Annotated in this window: 19 protein-coding genes and 1 tRNA gene; 13 read left to right on the top strand and 7 right to left on the bottom strand. The window is 69.1% G+C overall.

The features are described from left to right. The coding region (locus tag AC3RXZ_RS11645; protein ID WP_491494112.1) for an integrase core domain-containing protein at positions 1-824 on the top strand (824 nt) is incomplete at its 5' end. Between the two features lie 54 nt (positions 825-878). On the opposite strand, the gene AC3RXZ_RS11640 is transcribed toward AC3RXZ_RS11645, so the two are convergent. Next, positions 879-962 (bottom strand) — tRNA-Leu (locus AC3RXZ_RS11640). Positions 963-1,210: 248 nt separating this feature from the next. On the opposite strand from AC3RXZ_RS11640, the gene AC3RXZ_RS11635 reads away from it, so the two are divergent. The 7 genes from AC3RXZ_RS11635 to pknB all read left to right on the top strand — a co-directional run bounded on the left by AC3RXZ_RS11635 (position 1,211) and on the right by pknB (position 10,146). Continuing rightward, positions 1,211-1,927 (top strand): FHA domain-containing protein, encoded by a 717-nt coding sequence (locus AC3RXZ_RS11635; protein WP_491494111.1) that lies wholly within the window; start codon positions 1,211-1,213, stop codon positions 1,925-1,927. Further along, the gene (locus tag AC3RXZ_RS11630; protein WP_491494110.1) at positions 1,924-2,457 is read left to right on the top strand and encodes an FHA domain-containing protein FhaB/FipA; all 534 of its coding nucleotides are present in this window, start codon (positions 1,924-1,926) and stop codon (positions 2,455-2,457) included. The genes AC3RXZ_RS11635 and AC3RXZ_RS11630 overlap by 4 nt, the downstream gene beginning before the upstream one ends. A 7-nt stretch (positions 2,458-2,464) precedes the next feature. Beyond that, complete coding sequence (locus AC3RXZ_RS11625; protein WP_491494109.1) at positions 2,465-3,763, top strand: PP2C family protein-serine/threonine phosphatase; 1,299 nt, start codon at positions 2,465-2,467, stop codon at positions 3,761-3,763. Continuing rightward, positions 3,760-5,145: an FtsW/RodA/SpoVE family cell cycle protein gene (locus tag AC3RXZ_RS11620; protein ID WP_491494108.1), complete on the top strand. Its 1,386-nt coding sequence runs from the start codon at positions 3,760-3,762 to the stop codon at positions 5,143-5,145. Before AC3RXZ_RS11625 ends, AC3RXZ_RS11620 begins: the two co-directional genes overlap by 4 nt. 69 nt (positions 5,146-5,214) lie before the next feature. After that, entirely contained in the window at positions 5,215-6,672 is a 1,458-nt protein-coding gene (locus AC3RXZ_RS11615; RefSeq protein ID WP_491494107.1) for a peptidoglycan D,D-transpeptidase FtsI family protein, read from the top strand. Then, positions 6,669-8,417, top strand: a complete 1,749-nt coding sequence (locus AC3RXZ_RS11610; RefSeq protein WP_491494106.1) for a serine/threonine-protein kinase — start codon at positions 6,669-6,671, stop codon at positions 8,415-8,417. Before AC3RXZ_RS11615 ends, AC3RXZ_RS11610 begins: the two co-directional genes overlap by 4 nt. A gap of 43 nt (positions 8,418-8,460) precedes the next feature. Continuing rightward, positions 8,461-10,146, top strand: coding sequence for a Stk1 family PASTA domain-containing Ser/Thr kinase (pknB, locus tag AC3RXZ_RS11605; RefSeq protein WP_491494105.1), 1,686 nt, complete (start codon positions 8,461-8,463; stop codon positions 10,144-10,146). Here pknB and AC3RXZ_RS11600 read toward each other — a convergent pair. Genes AC3RXZ_RS11600 through AC3RXZ_RS11590 form a run of 3 tightly spaced genes read right to left on the bottom strand, consistent with a single transcriptional unit; the run spans position 10,128 to position 11,724 of the window. Next, a complete protein-coding gene (locus tag AC3RXZ_RS11600) occupies positions 10,128-10,784 on the bottom strand; it encodes an anthranilate synthase component II (RefSeq protein ID WP_243228400.1) in 657 nt (218 codons plus the stop codon). The two genes, pknB and AC3RXZ_RS11600, sit on opposite strands and share 19 nt — an antisense overlap. Beyond that, a complete protein-coding gene (locus tag AC3RXZ_RS11595) occupies positions 10,781-10,936 on the bottom strand; it encodes a hypothetical protein (protein ID WP_243228401.1) in 156 nt (51 codons plus the stop codon). Before AC3RXZ_RS11595 ends, AC3RXZ_RS11600 begins: the two co-directional genes overlap by 4 nt. 11 nt (positions 10,937-10,947) lie before the next feature. After that, positions 10,948-11,724 carry a class E sortase gene (locus AC3RXZ_RS11590; RefSeq protein ID WP_243228402.1) on the bottom strand — a complete coding sequence of 259 codons (777 nt, stop codon included), beginning with the start codon at positions 11,722-11,724 and terminating at the stop codon, positions 10,948-10,950. A gap of 80 nt (positions 11,725-11,804) precedes the next feature. Here AC3RXZ_RS11590 and AC3RXZ_RS11585 point away from each other — a divergent pair, with 80 nt between their 5' ends. Next, positions 11,805-12,044: a cell division protein CrgA gene (locus AC3RXZ_RS11585; RefSeq protein WP_243228403.1), complete on the top strand. Its 240-nt coding sequence runs from the start codon at positions 11,805-11,807 to the stop codon at positions 12,042-12,044. Positions 12,045-12,182: 138 nt separating this feature from the next. On the opposite strand, the gene AC3RXZ_RS11580 is transcribed toward AC3RXZ_RS11585, so the two are convergent. Together AC3RXZ_RS11580 and AC3RXZ_RS11575 are read right to left on the bottom strand one after the other, a co-directional pair. After that, positions 12,183-13,070 (bottom strand): rhomboid family intramembrane serine protease, encoded by an 888-nt coding sequence (locus AC3RXZ_RS11580; RefSeq protein ID WP_491494104.1) that lies wholly within the window; start codon positions 13,068-13,070, stop codon positions 12,183-12,185. A 16-nt stretch (positions 13,071-13,086) separates the two neighbouring features. After that, positions 13,087-13,644: a peptidylprolyl isomerase gene (locus AC3RXZ_RS11575; RefSeq protein ID WP_243228405.1), complete on the bottom strand. Its 558-nt coding sequence runs from the start codon at positions 13,642-13,644 to the stop codon at positions 13,087-13,089. 160 nt (positions 13,645-13,804) lie between these two features. Here AC3RXZ_RS11575 and AC3RXZ_RS11570 point away from each other — a divergent pair, with 160 nt between their 5' ends. Continuing rightward, positions 13,805-14,290 (top strand): DNA helicase, encoded by a 486-nt coding sequence (locus AC3RXZ_RS11570; RefSeq protein ID WP_491494103.1) that lies wholly within the window; start codon positions 13,805-13,807, stop codon positions 14,288-14,290. Beyond that, positions 14,287-14,775, top strand: a complete 489-nt coding sequence (locus tag AC3RXZ_RS11565; protein ID WP_491494102.1) for an aminoacyl-tRNA deacylase — start codon at positions 14,287-14,289, stop codon at positions 14,773-14,775. The genes AC3RXZ_RS11570 and AC3RXZ_RS11565 overlap by 4 nt, the downstream gene beginning before the upstream one ends. A gap of 191 nt (positions 14,776-14,966) precedes the next feature. On the opposite strand, the gene AC3RXZ_RS11560 is transcribed toward AC3RXZ_RS11565, so the two are convergent. Further along, positions 14,967-15,389, bottom strand: a complete 423-nt coding sequence (locus AC3RXZ_RS11560; RefSeq protein ID WP_243228408.1) for an NUDIX hydrolase — start codon at positions 15,387-15,389, stop codon at positions 14,967-14,969. 57 nt (positions 15,390-15,446) lie between these two features. Here AC3RXZ_RS11560 and AC3RXZ_RS11555 point away from each other — a divergent pair, with 57 nt between their 5' ends. Both AC3RXZ_RS11555 and AC3RXZ_RS11550 read left to right on the top strand, forming a co-directional pair. Continuing rightward, the gene (locus tag AC3RXZ_RS11555) at positions 15,447-15,677 is read left to right on the top strand and encodes a tautomerase family protein (protein ID WP_243228409.1); all 231 of its coding nucleotides are present in this window, start codon (positions 15,447-15,449) and stop codon (positions 15,675-15,677) included. A 43-nt stretch (positions 15,678-15,720) separates the two neighbouring features. Beyond that, positions 15,721-16,725 carry an acetylxylan esterase gene (locus AC3RXZ_RS11550; protein WP_491494101.1) on the top strand — a complete coding sequence of 335 codons (1,005 nt, stop codon included), beginning with the start codon at positions 15,721-15,723 and terminating at the stop codon, positions 16,723-16,725. Positions 16,726-16,731: the final 6 nt, after the last annotated feature.

Genomic DNA, 16,731 nt, shown 5'->3' with positions numbered 1-16,731 from the left:
CCCCGCAACCGCACAAACGTCCCCGCTCGTCCTGGATCCGATTCACCGCGGACCGTCCGAACGAGCTCTGGCAATCCGACTTCACCCACGTGCTGCTGGCCGACGGCACCGACATCGAAATCATCGGCTGGCTCGACGACCACTCCCGCTACCTGCTGCACCTCACCGCCCACCCCCGCGTCACCGGCCGCATCGTCACCGACACCTTCCTCCGCTCCGCGTCCGAGAACGGCTACCCCACAGCCACCCTCACCGACAACGGCATGGTCTACACCACACGCCTCGCCCGCGGCGGCCGCGGCCGCGGCGACGGCGCCGGCAACCTGTTCGAGACCCTGCTCGCAGACCTCGGCATCACACAGAAGAACGGGAAGCCGTTCAAACCCACCACCCAAGGCAAAATCGAACGCCTCTTGCAAACGCTGAAGAAGTATCTCGCCACACGCCCCACGACAACGATCACCGAACTACAGCAGCACCTCGACACATTCCGGGACCACTACAACACCGTCCGCCCACACCGCGCCCTCAACCGGAAAACACCCGCGACCGCCTACACCCTGATCCCCAAAGCCACCCCGACCACACCCGACGACCCGAGCATCTGGCGCGTCCGTTACGACACCATCGACCGCGACGGCAAGATCACCATCCGTCACTCCGGCCGACTACTCCACCTCGGCATCGGCCGAGCCCACACACGCACCGAAATCATCGCCCTCATCCACAACAACGAAGCCATCATCAGCACCCGAGACACCGGCGAAGTCATCGCCGACTTCACCCTCGATCCCACCCGCGGCTACCAACGCAAAAACGGCTGAACCCCCGAAACCGGGGGTTCAGCCGTTCACGATGTCCTGAGACATCACACACGGTGCGCGAGGGGGGACTTGAACCCCCACGTCCTTGCGAACACTGGCACCTGAAGCCAGCGCGTCTACCTATTCCGCCACTCGCGCGAGCGTCTCGTTCCGAGGAACTCAACTTCCCGAGGATATCACGCGTTCCGACCCCCGTCGAAACCGGTGCAACCCCGCTCGCCCGACCCGAGACGTGGATTGCGGAGTGAGACTTCCGCAGCCCAGCCATGTGTCGCTCCACAAACCACGTCTCGCGGCGGAACGGCCCGGAAAACCGCGGCACGAAGGCGTTCACCCAGGACACCTGGCTACGATGTGCGTACCGGTCGGCATGCCAGAGGAGCCCAGTGGGACTACTTGACAGCTTTGAGAAGGGTCTCGAGCGCGCAGTGAACAGCGCGTTCGCGAAGACCTTCCGCAGCGGCATCCAGCCGGTGGAGATCGCCTCGGCACTGCGCCGCGAGGCCGACACGAAGGCCGCGGTCGTCAGCCGCGATCGCATCATCGCTCCCAACAGCTACCTCGTCCGGCTCAGCCCCGACGACGCCGAACGGATGCAGTCGGTCGGCCGCGCCCTGATCGACGAGCTGCTGGCGCTGCTGACCAAACACGGCAAGGCCCAGGGCTACAGCTTCGCCGGCCCGCTCACGATCTCGCTCGAGGCGGACGAGAAGGTCGCCACCGGCACCGTCCGCGTCAACTCCTCGACCGTCGAGGGCCGGGTCACCTGGCAGGCCGTCGTCGACGTCGACGGCCTGCGGCAGTCGATCACGCGCTCACGGACGGTCATCGGCCGCGGCAGCGACGCGGACATCACGATCGCGGATGCCGGATCCAGCCGTCGTCACGCCGAGATCCTGTGGGACGGCGAGCGCGCCATGATGCGCGACCTCGGCTCGACCAACGGCACCAAGGTGAACGGCGAGAAGGTGCGCGAAGCGCGCCTGGCCTCGGACACGACGATCACGATCGGCCGCACCGATCTGGTCTTCCGGATCGTCCCGGTCGCCGCTCCCCGGCGCCGCGACGACGACGCCACGCGCGCCTTCGGAGTGACCTCGTGAGCGAACTCGTCCTCCTCCTGCTGCGCATCGGCTTCCTCGTCCTGCTGTGGTTCTTCGTGTTCGGCGTCGTGTACTCGCTGCGCGCGGACCTGTTCGGCGTCCGCGCCCGCAAGCTCCCGGCCGAGGCGGCCGCAGCCCCGGTCACGGCATCCCCTGCGGGGACCGCCGCGGCATCCGGCGTCGCCCCGAAGTCCTCCGCGTCCAAGGCCAAGCCCGGATCCCCGGCGACCGCGACGAGCGCCGGACGCCTCGTGATCACCTCCGGGCCGAAGACGGGCCTGGAGATCCCGCTCGGCAGCGAGCCGATGACGATCGGACGCTCGAGCGAGTCGGGGCTCGTGATCCGCGACGACTACACCTCCAGCCACCACGCCCGCCTCATGCTCCGCGGCGGCACGTGGACCATCCAGGACCTCGACTCGACGAACGGCACCTACCTCGACGGCAAGCGCCTCTCCGGCTCGCCTGCCGCGGTCTCCATCGGCACCCCGATCAAGGTGGGCGCCACGACCTTCGAGCTGCGGGCCTGAGCGCGGCATGGTCTTCGAGGGCTCGAGCGCCGCGATCTCCCACACCGGGAAGGTCCGCTCCAACAACCAGGACTCCGGGTACGCCGGAGCGAACCTGTTCGCCGTCGCGGACGGCATGGGCGGCCACGCCGGCGGCGACGTCGCCTCCAGCATCGCGATCCAGCGCCTCGCCCCGCTCGACACGACCTACCCCTCGACCGACGACGCGCAGGCCTCGCTGCAGGCCGCGGCCACGACCGCGGCGGGCGACCTCATCCGCGCCGCCAAGGACCGTCCGGAACTGGCGGGCCTCGGCACCACCGTCAGCGCCATCATCATGGTCGACGAGTACGCCGTCATCGGCCACATCGGCGACAGTCGCATCTACCTGTTCCGCGACGACGAGCTGACCCAGATCACCGCCGACCACACGTTCGTCCAGCGTCTCGTCGACTCCGGGCGCATCACGCCCGAGGAGGCGCGCTACCACCCGCGCCGCTCCGTGCTCATGCGGGTGCTCAGCGACATGGACAACGACCCGGAGCTGGACATGTTCGTCATGCCCACGCAGCCGGGGGATCGCTGGCTGCTGTGCTCCGACGGCCTCTCCGGCGTCGTCGATGAGCTGCACATCGCCAAGGTCATGCGCCAGGGCCTCGCGCCCGGCCGCACCGCCGACACGCTGCTCAAGCAGGCGCTGGACGGCGGCGCGCCGGACAACGTCACGATCGTGCTCGTCGACGTGGGCGGACAGCATCCGCTCTCCTCCGGCACCGCGACGATCGTCGGCTCGGCATCCAACCCCTCCGGCGTGCTCGTACCCGCCGCGCGGGCGAGCCGCAGCAGTTGGCTGCATCCGGTGCGCCAGGCGGCCAACGAGCCCACGCACTTCGAGCCGGCCGCCGACTACCTCGAGGAGCTCATCGAAGAGGACCGCCGGCGCGCCAAGCGCCGCCGGATCGGCTGGATCAGCGCTCTCCTCGTCGCCCTCCTCGCCCTCGTGGGCGCGGGGGTCCTCGCCTACAACTGGACGCAGACCCGCTACTTCGTCGGTGCCGACGAGGACAGCGTCGTGATCTTCCAGGGCGTGCAGCAGAACATCGGCCCGATCACACTGTCGACGCCGATCGAGGACACCGAGATCCTGCTCGCCGACCTGCCGCCGTACCAGCGGGCGTCCGTGGAGCGCACGATCAACGCGCGCTCGCTGTCGGACGCCATGGCCATCGTCGAGCGGCTGCGCGCCGGATCCACCGCCGTCACCGGCGACGAGACCCCGACGCCGACGCCCAGCCCCACCCAGACCCCCGCTGAGGGGGGCGAATGAGCACCGGAGTCGCGGCGGACACCGCCGTCATCAAGGCCCTCAAGAAGATGCGGCTGCCGCAGACCCAGCGCAACCGCGAGTTCTGGCTGCTGCTGTTCGCGTGCGCCCTGAGCGGCGCGGCGCTGACGCTCGTGCAGCTCGGCGCCCTCGGCGCGATCGATCCGATGATCCTGTTCATCGGCGGCGGTCTCGCGGTGCTCGTGTTCGCCCTGCACATCGTGCTGCGCATCGTCGCCTCGGACGCCGACCCGTTCGTCGTCCCGATCGCGACGCTGCTCACCGGCCTCGGCATCGCGATGATCTACCGCATCGACCTCGCGAAGAACCTCACCGGCTGGGACGCCTACTCCTCCAAGCAGCTGGCCTGGACCGCCATCTCGCTGGCCGGAGCGATCGCGCTCGTCATCGCCCTGCGCAACTACCGGGTGCTGTTCCGCTACACGTATCTGTTCGGGCTGGCGGGTATCGTCCTGCTGCTGCTGCCGTTCGTGCCCGGGCTGCGCGTCGCGGACGCCAACGCAGACGTCTGGGTGTCCCTGGGCGGCTTCATCTCGTTCCAGCCCGGCGAGCTCGCGAAGCTGTGCCTCGCGATCTTCTTCGCCGGCTACCTCGTCCGCACGCGTGAGAGCCTGACCTCCGTCGGCACGCGGTTCCTCGGCATCACCTGGCCTCGGGCCCGCGAGCTCGGACCGGTCATGGTGGTCTGGCTCATCTCGCTCGGCATCATCGTCAGCCAGCGCGACCTCGGCACCGGTGTGCTCATCTTCGGCATGTTCATCGCGATGCTGTACGTCGCCACCGGCAAGACGAGTTGGGTCCTGATCGGTCTCGCCCTCGTAGCGGTCGGCGTCTTCCTCGCGACCCAGATCCTCAGTTACGTGCGCGGACGCTTCACGAACTGGCTGTACGCGTTCGATCCCAGCGTCGTCGACCCGCAGGGCGCCGGCTTCCAGTTGCAGCAGGGCATCTTCGGCCTCGCGCACGGGGGACTCATCGGCACAGGGCTCGGCATGGGCCGCCCCCAGGTGACCCCTCTCGCGCACAGCGACTACATCATCCCCAGCCTCGGCGAAGAGCTCGGCCTCATCGGCATCTTCGCGATCCTGTGCCTGTACATGGTGTTCATCAGCCGCGGCATCCGGATCGGGATGGCGGGACAGGACGACTTCGGCAAGCTGCTGGCCATCGGACTGTCGTTCACGATCGCCCTGCAGGTGTTCATCATGGTCGGCGGCGTCACCCGGCTCATCCCGCTGACGGGTCTCACGACCCCGTTCCTCGCGGCCGGCGGCTCCTCCCTGGTCGCGAACTGGCTCATCGTGGCGCTGCTGCTGCGGATCTCGGACGGCGTGCGCCGCCAGCCCAGGGTGGTGATCGGATGACTAAGGCCCTTCGACTCGCTGCGCTCGCTCAGGAACCGGGCGGCCGCGTCACCCCAGGGGGTGTCGCGCATGACTAAGGAACTGCGCCGACTCAGCATCGTGATGCTCGCGATGTTCCTGTCGCTGTTCATCGCGACGAGCTGGATCCAGGTCGTCGAGGCCGACGCGCTGGCCCAGAATGCGAACAACCGGCGCACGCTGCTGGACAGCTACGAGATCCAGCGCGGGTCGATCATCGCCTCGGGGACCCCGATCGCGTACTCGACGCCCACCGACGACACCTACGCGTACCAGCGCGTCTATGCGGATGCCGAGATGTGGGCGCCGGTCACGGGTTACTTCAACCCGGCCCTGCAGTCCGCCACCGGCATCGAGAAGGCGATGAACGCCGAGCTGTCCGGCACGGGTGCCGGTGCCTTCTTCGCCCAGGTCGAGCGCATCGTCTCGGGGCAGCCCCAGACCGGCTTCAGCGTGGAGCTGACCCTGGATGCCGAGGTGCAGCGCGTTGCCTACGAGGCCCTGGACGGCCTGCAGGGCGCCGTCGTCGCGATCGAGCCGTCCACCGGGCGCGTGCTCGCGCTGGCCTCGACGCCGGGCTATGACACGAACCTGCTGGCCTCCCACGACGTCGCCGCGGTCAACAGCACCTACGACCAGCTCGAGGCGGCCGCGGACAACCCGCTCTACAACCGGGCCATCGCCGGCCGCCTGAACCCGCCGGGCTCGACCTTCAAGGTCGTCGTCGCCGCCGCGGCGTTCGAGACGGGGGAGTGGACGCCGCAGTCAACGCTGCCGAACCCGGCGCGGTACACCCTCCCCGGCACGAGCACGCAGATCGCGAACTCCGGCGGAGGCACGTGCGGCCCCGGTGCGACCGTCACGATCGCCGACGCGATCCGGCTGAGCTGCAACATCCCGATGGCGCAACTGGCCGTCGCGCTGGGCGATGACACCATCCGCGAGACCGCGGAGGCGTTCGGGTTCGACCTGTCCTTCGACATCCCGCTCACCTCGACCGCGTCGACGTACCCGCGGGGCCTCAGCGACGACCAGACGGCGCTCACCGGATTCGGCCAGGGCGACGTCCGCGCGACCCCGCTGCAGATGGCCATGGTCTCGGCGGGACTCGCCAACGACGGGGTCGTCATGAACCCCCGGATGGTGGATGCCGTCATCGCCGGCGACCTGTCGGTGCAGACGGCCTACGAGGACACCGAGTTCGGACGCGCCGTCGACGAGTCGGTCGCCCAGTCGGTGACCGACGCCATGGTCGCCAGTGTCGCTTCCGGAGCGGCGTCGAATGCAAGAATAGACGGGGTCGATGTCGCCGGTAAGACAGGTACGGCGCAGAACGGCGACACGGAGCCCTACACGCTGTGGTTCACAGGTTTCGCCCCCGCGGACGATCCGCAGGTGGCTGTAGCAGTCGTCGTCGAAGACGGTGGTGGAGAAGGTCAGTCCGGATCCGGCAACTCGCTTGCCGCTCCGATTGCGAAGAAGGTCATTGAGGCGGTGCTGAACAAATGAGGCCGACGCAGGGTGTGTCGTTCGGTGGGCGCTACGAGCTCCAGTCGCGGATCGCGATCGGCGGCATGGGCGAGGTCTGGGAGGCCACCGATCACGTGATCGGGCGCACGGTCGCCATCAAGATCCTCAAGGACGAGTACATGGGGGATCCGGGCTTCCTGGAGCGCTTCCGTGCCGAGGCCCGCCACGCCGCCCTCGTCAACCACGAGGGCATCGCGAGCGTCTTCGACTACGGCGAGGAGAACGGCAGCGCCTATCTCGTCATGGAGCTCGTCCCCGGCGAAGCACTGTCCACGGTCCTCGAGCGGGACGGCGCGCTCAGCGCCGACAAGACCCTCGACATCGTCGCGCAGACCGCTGCCGCACTGCAGGCCGCGCACGCCGCGGGGCTCGTCCACCGCGACATCAAGCCCGGGAACCTCCTGATCACGCCGGACGGCCGTGTCAAGATCACGGACTTCGGCATCGCCCGCATCGCCGACCAGGTGCCGCTGACCGCGACCGGTCAGGTGATGGGCACCGTGCAGTACCTCTCGCCCGAGCAGGCGTCCGGCCACCCGGCATCCCCGGCCACCGACATCTACTCGCTCGGCATCGTCGCGTACGAGTCCCTGGCGGGCAAGCGACCGTTCACGGGCGAGTCGCAGGTGGCGATCGCGATGGCGCAGATCAACGAGCAGCCCCCGCCGCTGCCGCCGACCGTGCCGATCCCGGTGCAGAACCTCGTCATGGCGATGATTGCCAAGAAGCCGGCCGATCGCCCGAGCTCCGCAGCGACCGTCGCGCGCGCCGCGCAGGCGCTGCGCCGCGGCGACCTGAACTCCGCCGCGATCGCGGTGCCGGCCATCGCCACCGGCGGGATCGCGGACGACGCGACTCGCATGATGGACACCGCCGGCGACGATGCCACGCGCATCCTGCCCACCACGGCGACCCTCGAGACCGAAGAGGCCGCCGAGGAGGAGGCGGAGAAGAAGAAGCGCAGCCCCTGGACGTGGCCGCTGATCGCGCTCATCGTCATCCTGCTGCTGGCCATCGGCGGCACGATCTGGGCGCTGCTCTCCGGCCAGCCGGAGGAAGAGCCCACCTCGCCGCCGCCCACGACGCAGTCCCAGACGCCGACGCCGGTCGAGACCGAGACCGAGGATCCGCCGGTCAACGTCGGCGAGCTCGGGCTCGAGGGTATGAGCTGCAACGACGCCGTCGCGGCGGCCGAGGCCGCGGGCCTGACCGCCTCGTGCACCGTCGGCAACACGCCGGCCTCCTCTGCCGAGCAGGCGGGAACCGTGCAGAGTGTGAACCCGACCGGCATGGTCGAACCCGGCACCGCGCTGACGCTCACGCTGTTCGCCGACGCCGTCACCGTGTCGCCGCCCACCTCCGCGCCGACGCTCGGCGGGGACGCCATCGCCGGCCAGCCCGTCACGCTGAACTGGACGAACTACACCTGCCCGTCCGGCGTCCCGGCCCTCAGCGCCTACGAGGTCACGATCACGAACGCCACGTTCGACGACGGCTCCACCAAGCGCAGCTTCTCGCCGTCCGAGCGCAGCGCGACCATCACGGTGGGTGCTGACAAGGCCGGTCAGAACGTGACGGCGACGTACCAGGCGTTCTGCGGCGGCGACCGCCCCTCGGGCAACTCCCCGCAGATGACCGTGGCGATCCAGGCGGCCCCGACGCCCGACCCCGGCACCGATGAGACGGACGGCGAGGCAGACGCAGGCGGCGGCGCCGAAGGGTAGCCTTAGTCAGCAGTACAGCTTCGTCATCGCAGGGGGGTTCCACGTGTCCACAGAGCAGCGCGTCCTCGCGGGCAGATACCGCGTCGACCAGCTCATCGGTCACGGTGGCATGGCCAAGGTGTACCGCGGCTACGACCTGACCCTCGGCCGCGACGTGGCCGTGAAGATCCTCGACCCGGAGCTCGCCCGCGACACGGCCTTCCGCACCCGTTTCCGCCTTGAGGCGCAGGCGGCGTCGCGGATGTCGCACCCGTCCATCGTCCGCGTGTTCGACGCCGGCGAGGACCCGGGTGCCGGCGGTTCCGACCAGCCCGTCCCCTACATCGTGATGGAGCTCGTCGAGGGCACGCTGCTCAAGGCGATCATCGCCGACGGGCCCGTCCCCGCCGCGGATGCGGTGCGGTACGTCGACGGCATCCTCGAGGCCCTGGAGTACTCGCACAAGGCCGGGGTGATCCACCGTGACATCAAGCCCGGAAACGTCATGGTGACGCCCAAGGGCACCGTCAAGGTGATGGACTTCGGCATCGCCCGCGCCGTCTCGGACTCGTCGTCCACGGTCGCCGAGACGACGCAGATCATCGGCACCGCGGCATACTTCTCCCCCGAGCAGGCCAAGGGCGAACCGGTCGACGCGCGCACCGACCTCTATTCGACCGGTGTCGTCCTCTACGAGCTGCTGACCGGACGTCAGCCGTTCCGCGGCGACTCCCCGGTCGCGGTCGCGTACCAGCACGTCAGCGAGACCCCCGTGCCGCCCACCGAGGTCAACGAGCTGTCGCCCGGGGCGCTGGACCCCGTCGTCCTGCGGGCGCTCGCCAAGGACCCGTTCCAGCGGTATCCGGATGCCGCGACCTTCCGCACCGCGCTGGACACCGCGTTCGGCGGCAGCGCACCCAGCAAGAAGCAGCTCGGCGCGCTGACGAGCGAGCTGTACGGCCCCAACCCGCGCGCTGCGCAGGAGACCGCCCGGACGCTGCGCCAGCTCTCGACCGACACGACCATGACCCGCACGCAGTCCGGTCCGCCGGTCGCGTGGATCTGGGCGGGCGTGGCTCTGCTGGCCGTGCTGCTGGCGTCGGTGCTGTTCTGGGTCGTGACGGTGCAGGGCCCCTCGGTCCAGACCTCTTCGCGCACCGTGCCCGACCTCGGCGGCTTCACCGTCGCCGCCGCGACCGAGGAGCTCGAGGCTCTCGACCTCACGGTCCGCCTCGTCGAGGAATCGTCGCCCGACGTCGCCGAGGGGAACGTGACCCGCACCGACCCCGAGGCGGGGACGACGGTGGCGCGTGACTCCGAGGTCACCGTGTATGTCTCCAGCGGCGCCGAGATGGTCACCGTGCCGATGCTCGTCACCCTCTCGAGAGCGGATGCCGAGAAGGCGTTGTCCGATGCCGGGCTCAAGCTCGGCACGGTCCGGCAGCGCAACGACAAGGACCAGACCTCCGGCAAGGTCCTCGAGGCCAGCGAGGAGGAGGGTGCCGAGGTTCTTCCCGGTACGACCGTCGACCTGGTCGTGGCGAGCGGGCTGGTCACGTTGCGCGATCTCACGGGCTTCACGCTGGATGCCGCGACGGAGGAGCTGGAGAGCCTGGGCCTCACCGCGCAGCCGATCGAGGACGCCGGATGCCCCGCGGTCGATCCCCCGACGGTGACCTCGATGTCCCTCGCCCCGGGCGATGTGCCCGTGCACTCCACGGTCGAGCTGCGCTACTGCGCCGGGGAGTAGCGCCCGCCGCCCATCGGGCTGAGCGTCGCTGAGCGGGACACCGCATCCGGATCCCCGACGAGGGCGAGCCAGTTCGCGAGCAGCCTGTGGCCGCCTTCGGTGAGCACGCTCTCGGGATGGAACTGCACTCCCAGCAGGGGCAGATCCCGGTGCGCGATCGCCATGACGGTGCCGTGCTCGGCGCGCGCCGTGACGAGGAGCTCCTCCGGGAGCTCCTCTTCGGCGAGCGCGAGCGAGTGGTACCGGCCGGCGGCGAACGGCGATGGGATGCCCTCGAACAGCGCCGAGGAGTCGTGGACGACCTGCGAGACCATGCCGTGCATGAGCTCCGGCGCCTCCGACACCTCCACGCCGAACGCCGCCCCGATCGCCTGATGCCCGAGACACACGCCCAGCAGGGGCGTCCGGTGCTCGGCCGCGCGGCGCGCCACGGCGACCGATGCTCCGGCATCCCGCGGGCGGCCGGGGCCGGGGGACAGCAGCACCGCGTCGCACCCGCTCAGGAGTTCGTCGATGCGCCCGGTGTCCACGGCATCCGCCTCGACGATCGTCGTCGTCGCGCCGAGCTCGTGCAGATAGCCGATCAGGGTGTGCACGAAGCTGTCGTGGTTGTCGACGACGAGCACGCGCACGGTCATTCCAGGTCGACCTCGCCGGGAGTGATGAACGGCGCCACCCACGGGAACACGTAGAAGAACAGGCCGTACAGGATCGCCGCGACCGCGACGAGCAGGATGAGCACCCGCAGCCACCACGGGCCGGGGAGGATGCGCCAGAGAGCTGCGTACATCGTGATTCTCCTCAGACGGACGGCGGAGCGACGTCGACGGGGGCGAGGGAGTCGGGCGGCCCCTCCGCGCGCGGCTGGAATCCCTCGAAGACCCCGTAGGCGACGATCCGCTCGGCCAGCGAGTACAGCGGGGAGCAGGCGGTCAGGGTGATGTAGCGCTCGTCGGTGTCGAGCTGCGGCATCTGCGGGACGTCCAGGAGCACGTCGACCTGCGTCGGCGTGACGTACTCCAGCGTGCGGAACCGGTAGGTGTACCAGCCCTCGGGCGTCTCGACGACGATCGCGTCGCCGACGCGGAGCTTGTCGATCTTGTTGAACGGCTTGCCCCACGTCGTGCGGTGGCCGGCGAGGGAGAAGTTGCCGACCTCGCCGGGCATCTTGGACTGGGTGTACAGGCCGATCCCGATCTTGTCGAGCGTCACGGAGCGGGTCGTCCCGCCCGCGATCGCGACGTTGTAGTCATCACCGAAGCGGGGGATCAGCATGCGGGCGAACTCCTGGCCGTCGGCCGGATGCTCGAGGATCGGCGGCTCGTAGAACTCCTCGCCGGTCTCCTCGTCCGTGATCAGCGGAGGAAGCTCCGGAGCGGGTTCCGCGGCCCATTCCGCGGAGACCTCGGCGCCCTCGGCGTTGTGCTGCGCGCTGATGATGATGTCGCCGATCCACATCTGCCAGGCGACGAAGAGCATGACGAGGACGCCGGCGGTGAGCAGCAGCTCTCCGAGCACGCTCGTGAACGTCGCACGCGATCGCGGGCGACGCTTCGCGGACACGACGGATGCAGTCACAGGCGCGATCCTATCCGCTGCGCATGAACGTCCGCCGGACGGCTCGGGAGAACACGGCGTGCATGGGTAGAATGTCCCCCATGGCACGAGACCGCAACAGCGAAGAACCCGTCGTCGAGCGCGCCGAGGGCGAGCAGGCGCCCAACGCCGTCTGGTTCAAGCCCGTCATGATCGGCTTCATGCTGCTCGGACTCGCCTGGATCCTCGTCTTCTACATCTCCGGCATGCAGTGGCCGATCCCCGGCATCCAGTCCTGGAACCTGGCGATCGGTCTCGGCATCGCGCTGATCGGCTTCCTCATGACCACGCGCTGGCGCTGACGCCGGACACCACCGAAAACCCCTCACGCGTGCCGTGAGGGGTTTTCTGTTGCCCGCGTCCGGAGTTTTCCACAGCCTCATCCACAGGGTGGGGAGAATTACACCGGTGTTATTCACACCCTTCTCCACCGCTCGGACTCAGCCGAGCATCACCGCGGGAGGGACGAAGGCGAGCAGCGCGATCATTGCCAGAGCCAGAGCGACGAGCCAGAGGATCTGCCAGAGACGCTGATCGCGCCTCTTCGTGCGCGTGAAGATCAGTGCGACGAGCAGACCGACGATCGCGCCGCCGATGTGCGCCTGCCACGCGATGCCCGGCAGCACGAAGCCCATCACGAGGTTCAGTCCGATGATCACGAGGATGCCCGTGATGTTCGCGCCCAGGTGCCGGCCGATGATGATCAGCGCGCCGAACAGGCCGAAGACGGCCCCCGAGGCGCCGACCACGGACTGCAGGGGGTCGATGCAGGCGACGGCGACCGAGCCCCCGACGGCGCCCAAGACATAGAGGGTGAGGAAGCGCCAGCGACCGAGCATCGGCTCCAGCGTTCGCCCGATGATCCAGAGCGAGAGCATGTTGAAGCCGATGTGGAAGATGCTGCTGCTGTGCACGAGGGCTGCAGTGAGCACGCGCCACGGCTGGAAGATGCCACCGTTGAGATCCGGGTACAGATAGATCGCATTGAAGAGTAGCGCCTGCTGGATGCTCTCACCGATGCCGGGGATCAGCGTCAGCAGCCAGATGAACGCCGTGACGGCCATGATCGCGTAGGTGACGACGGGCCGCCCGGTCGCGGGCGCCAGGATCGAGCCGCGGTTCCAGCGGCGATCGGCCTTCTTCTGCGCGGGTGTGCGGTTCTTCTTCTGCTCCTTCAGGCATTCGGGGCAGATGACCCCGACCGCAGCGGGAGTCTGGCACTCCGGGCAGATCGTCCGCAGGCACCGCTGGCAGAGCACGAAGCTCTGCCGATCCGGATGCCGATAGCAGAAGTTGTCACGATTGCTCGTGAATTCAGGGCTCGTCATCCGGATCGGCGGGTGCTCAGGCGGCGACGATGTCGATCGACTGCAGCACGACCGGCTCGACCGGACGGTCGCCCGCAGCGGTCGGGACGGCGGAGATCGCGTCGACGACGGCCTTGGACGCGTCGTCGGCGACCTCGCCGAAGATCGTGTGCTTGCCCATCAGCCACGGCGTCGGGTCGGTGGTGATGAAGAACTGCGAGCCGTTCGTGCCCTCGAGCTGGCCGGTGATGGCGTTACGGCGCAGGCCGGCGTTGGCCATGGCGAGGATGTAGGGCTCGTTGAAGTTCAGTTCGGGGTGGATCTCGTCGTCGAAGTTGTATCCGGGACCGCCGACGCCCTTGCCGAGCGGGTCGCCGCCCTGGATCATGAAGTTCGGGATGATGCGGTGGAAGATGACGTCCTTGTACAGCGGGCCCTCGCCCGGCTTGCCGGTGGCGGGGTCCGTCCAGTCCCGCGATCCGTCGGCGAGGCCGACGAAGTTCGCCACGGTCTTCGGGGCGTGGTCGCCGTAGAGGTTGACGACGATGTCGCCGTGGTTGGTGTGCAGAGTTGCGACGTGCGAGGCGTGAGGCATGGTCCTATTCTCGCAGAGCACGGCCGGGGATGCTCCGGATGTCCCTCGATGCTCTGTAGCGCGATCGGGCGGCGCTGACAAGGGTGTGCACAATCTCTGCTCGCACCCAGCGTCGTCTGGCATGATGGGGAACCCGTACTCCAATGGACAGGAGAGCATCGTGAGCCTCAGCCGCAAGCGGAAGAAGGAACTGCGTCGTCTGCAGAACGACGCGAACAAGCTCTGGGAGTCGCAGCAGGTGCTCGTCGGCCAGGCGGCGGATGTCGCGCGCGAGGCCGGTCGACAGCTGGGCAAGCTGAACCGCGAGCAGGTGGTCCCCGTCGTCCAGGATGCCTACAACCGCAAGGTCGCCCCCGTCGTCGACCAGGGCGTGCGCTTCGGCAAGCACGTCGTGGACGACAAGGTCGTCCCGATCGTCGGCGGAGTCGTGGGCTCGGCGCTCTCGGCCTGGGACATCGCGAACGCGAAGCGCCACGGCGTCGTCGTGACTGCCCCGAAGAAGAAGGGCCCCGGCCTGGGATCCGTCGTGGCGATCGTGCTCGGTGCGGCCGCGGCGATCGGCGTCCTGTACGCCGCGTGGCAGGCACTGCGCGCCGACGACGAGCTCTGGGTCGCCGACGACCCGCTCTCTCCGCCGAACGCGTGACCGACCCGCACGCCAGGGTCAAGGAGGCCGCGGCCGCACGCGGTCTCGACATCGAGATCCGTGAGCGGCCGCAGGCCCGCAGCCTCCACGAGGCCGCCGAGATCCTCGGCATCCTGCCCTCGGGCATCGTGAAGACGCTCGTCGTCAAGCGGTCCGACGACACCTATCTGTTCGCGCTCGTCCCCGGCGGCCGGTCGATCTCCTGGCCGAAGCTTCGCGCCGTCGTCGGCGTGAACAAGCTGCGCCTGCCCGAGCCCGAGCTCGCGCTGGCCGCGACCGGCTACGAGCGCGGCACGATCGTCCCGATCGGCAGCACCACCGACTGGCCCGTCTTCGCCGATGCGTCCATCGTCGGCCAGCGGGTCGCGATGGGCGCCGGTGCCCACGGATACAGTCTCTTCGTCGATGCCGACGATCTCATCGCCGCCTACGGCGCGACCGTCGCCGACATCTCCGAACCGGAGAAGCCCCGCGACTCTGCCTGATCCCCGCTTCCGAGCCTGCCCCCGCTGCGTCTGCGCCCGACCGTCGTCGGCGCTCGTGCCTGACCCCCGGCGGCTTCTGCGCCACCGTTCGGCATATGCGCCAGCAAGTTCCTGTCGCATTTGCCGAGAAATGGCGCAGAACCCAGCGGGCGATGCGGGGGCGCGGATGCCGGGATCGGAGGATGTCGCGACTAGAGGATGCCGGCCATGCGCAGCGCGATGTCCACGAGCTTGACGCGCTGCAGCTCCGCCACGGCCGGCAGCTCGAACCAGCCCGCCATGTCGGTGGAGCCGTCCTGCTCGAAGCGCAGCCTCCCGCCGGAGACCTTCGCCCGGTAGACGATGCGCAGCGTGTGCAGCGGCTCCTGCGCCTTGTGGACGCGCCGGCCGGCCGGGATCACTCGCGAATGGATGCCGAGCAACTCCTGCACGTGCACCGAATACCCGGTCTCCTCGCGCAGCTCGCGCCGCACGGCATCCTCGGGATCCTCGCCGGGCTCCAGTCCGCCGCCCGGCATCGTCCAGGCGATGCGTCGTCCTTCGGTCCACCGTGCGAGAAGGATCCGCTCCTCGTCGTCCGTCACGACAGCGTAGGCGGCGACTCTCAGATCCATGGCCTCACATTACCCGGCGGGTCCGCCGGCCGCGGCCGGTGCCCTAGGCTTCTGGCCATGCCGAACATCAGAGTCGAACTGCTCCCCGGTCGCTCCGTCGACCAGCGCCGCGCCTTCGCCGAGGCTGTCACGGATGCCGCGGTCGACGCGCTCGGCGCCCGCCGCCAGGACGTGCGGATCATGTTCGAGGAAGTGGCCGCCGACTTCGTCGCCAACGGAGGCGTCCTGGCCAGCGAGGACGACTCGCGCGCCGCGCAGGTCGCGCGCGTGACCACGGCGAGCGCCTGATCAGGTCTGTCGGCACCTACCCCGCTACCGAAGGAATCGAGCCATGGCCCAGTTCGACATGCCCATCGAGCAACTCCGCGAGTACCGGCCGGACCGCGAGGAGCCGAGCGACTTCGACGCGTTCTGGCAGCAGACGCTGGCGTTCTCCCGAGGGCACGGCGAAGCGCTGTTCACGCGCGTCGCGACCGGACTCCGCAATCTGATCGTCGAGGACGTCACGTTCCCGGGCTTCGCCGGGCATCCGATCAAGGGCTGGTTCGTCCGCCCTGTGGGCGAGATCCGCGGCACGGTCGTGCAGTTCATCGGATACGGCGGCGGCCGCGGGGTCCCCGAGCAGTGGACCATGCTGCCCAGCGCGGGGTACGCCCTGTTCGTGATGGACAGCCGTGGCCAGGGCAACGGCGGCAGCGCTTCCGCGACGGCCGACCCGGTCGGTAGCGGGCCGCGCATCCCCGGTCAGATGTCCAGCGGCATCGAGGATCCGGACGAGTACTACTACCGGCGGCTGTTCACGGACGCGGCGCTGGCCGTGGACGCTGTGCGCACGCACCCGGCCGTCGATCCGTCGAGGATCGTCGTCTCGGGCGGCAGCCAGGGCGGCGGCATCGCGATCGCCGCCGCCGGCCTCAGCGAAGGACTGGCCGGAGCGATCGTCGACGTCCCGTTCCTCAGTCACTACCGACGTGCGCTGCGCATCACCGACGCCAACCCGTACAACGAACTGACCCGCTATCTGCAGAGCCGACGCGGCGCCGAGGAGGAAGTCTTCCGTGTCCTCAGCTACTTCGACGGCGTGAACTTCGCCGCGCGATCGCACGTCCCCGCGCTGTACTCCGTCGGTCTGTGCGATGCCGTCTGCCCGCCGTCGACCGTCTTCGCGCAGTTCAACCACTACGCCGGCGAAGACAAGCGGATCGAGGTCTATCCGTACAACGGGCACGAGGGTGGTCAGTGGACCCAGCTGCGTCGTCACCTCGAGTTCCTCGACGCCGTGCTCGGGTCCGAGGCCAGGACGGAGTCAGCCGAGACCGTGGTCTCCGCCCGGTAGAGTCGC

It is taken from the genome of Microbacterium cucumeris, from assembly GCF_058349845.2.
Note: the sequence above shows the minus strand (reverse complement) of the source record. Positions and strands in the feature narration are given on the sequence as shown.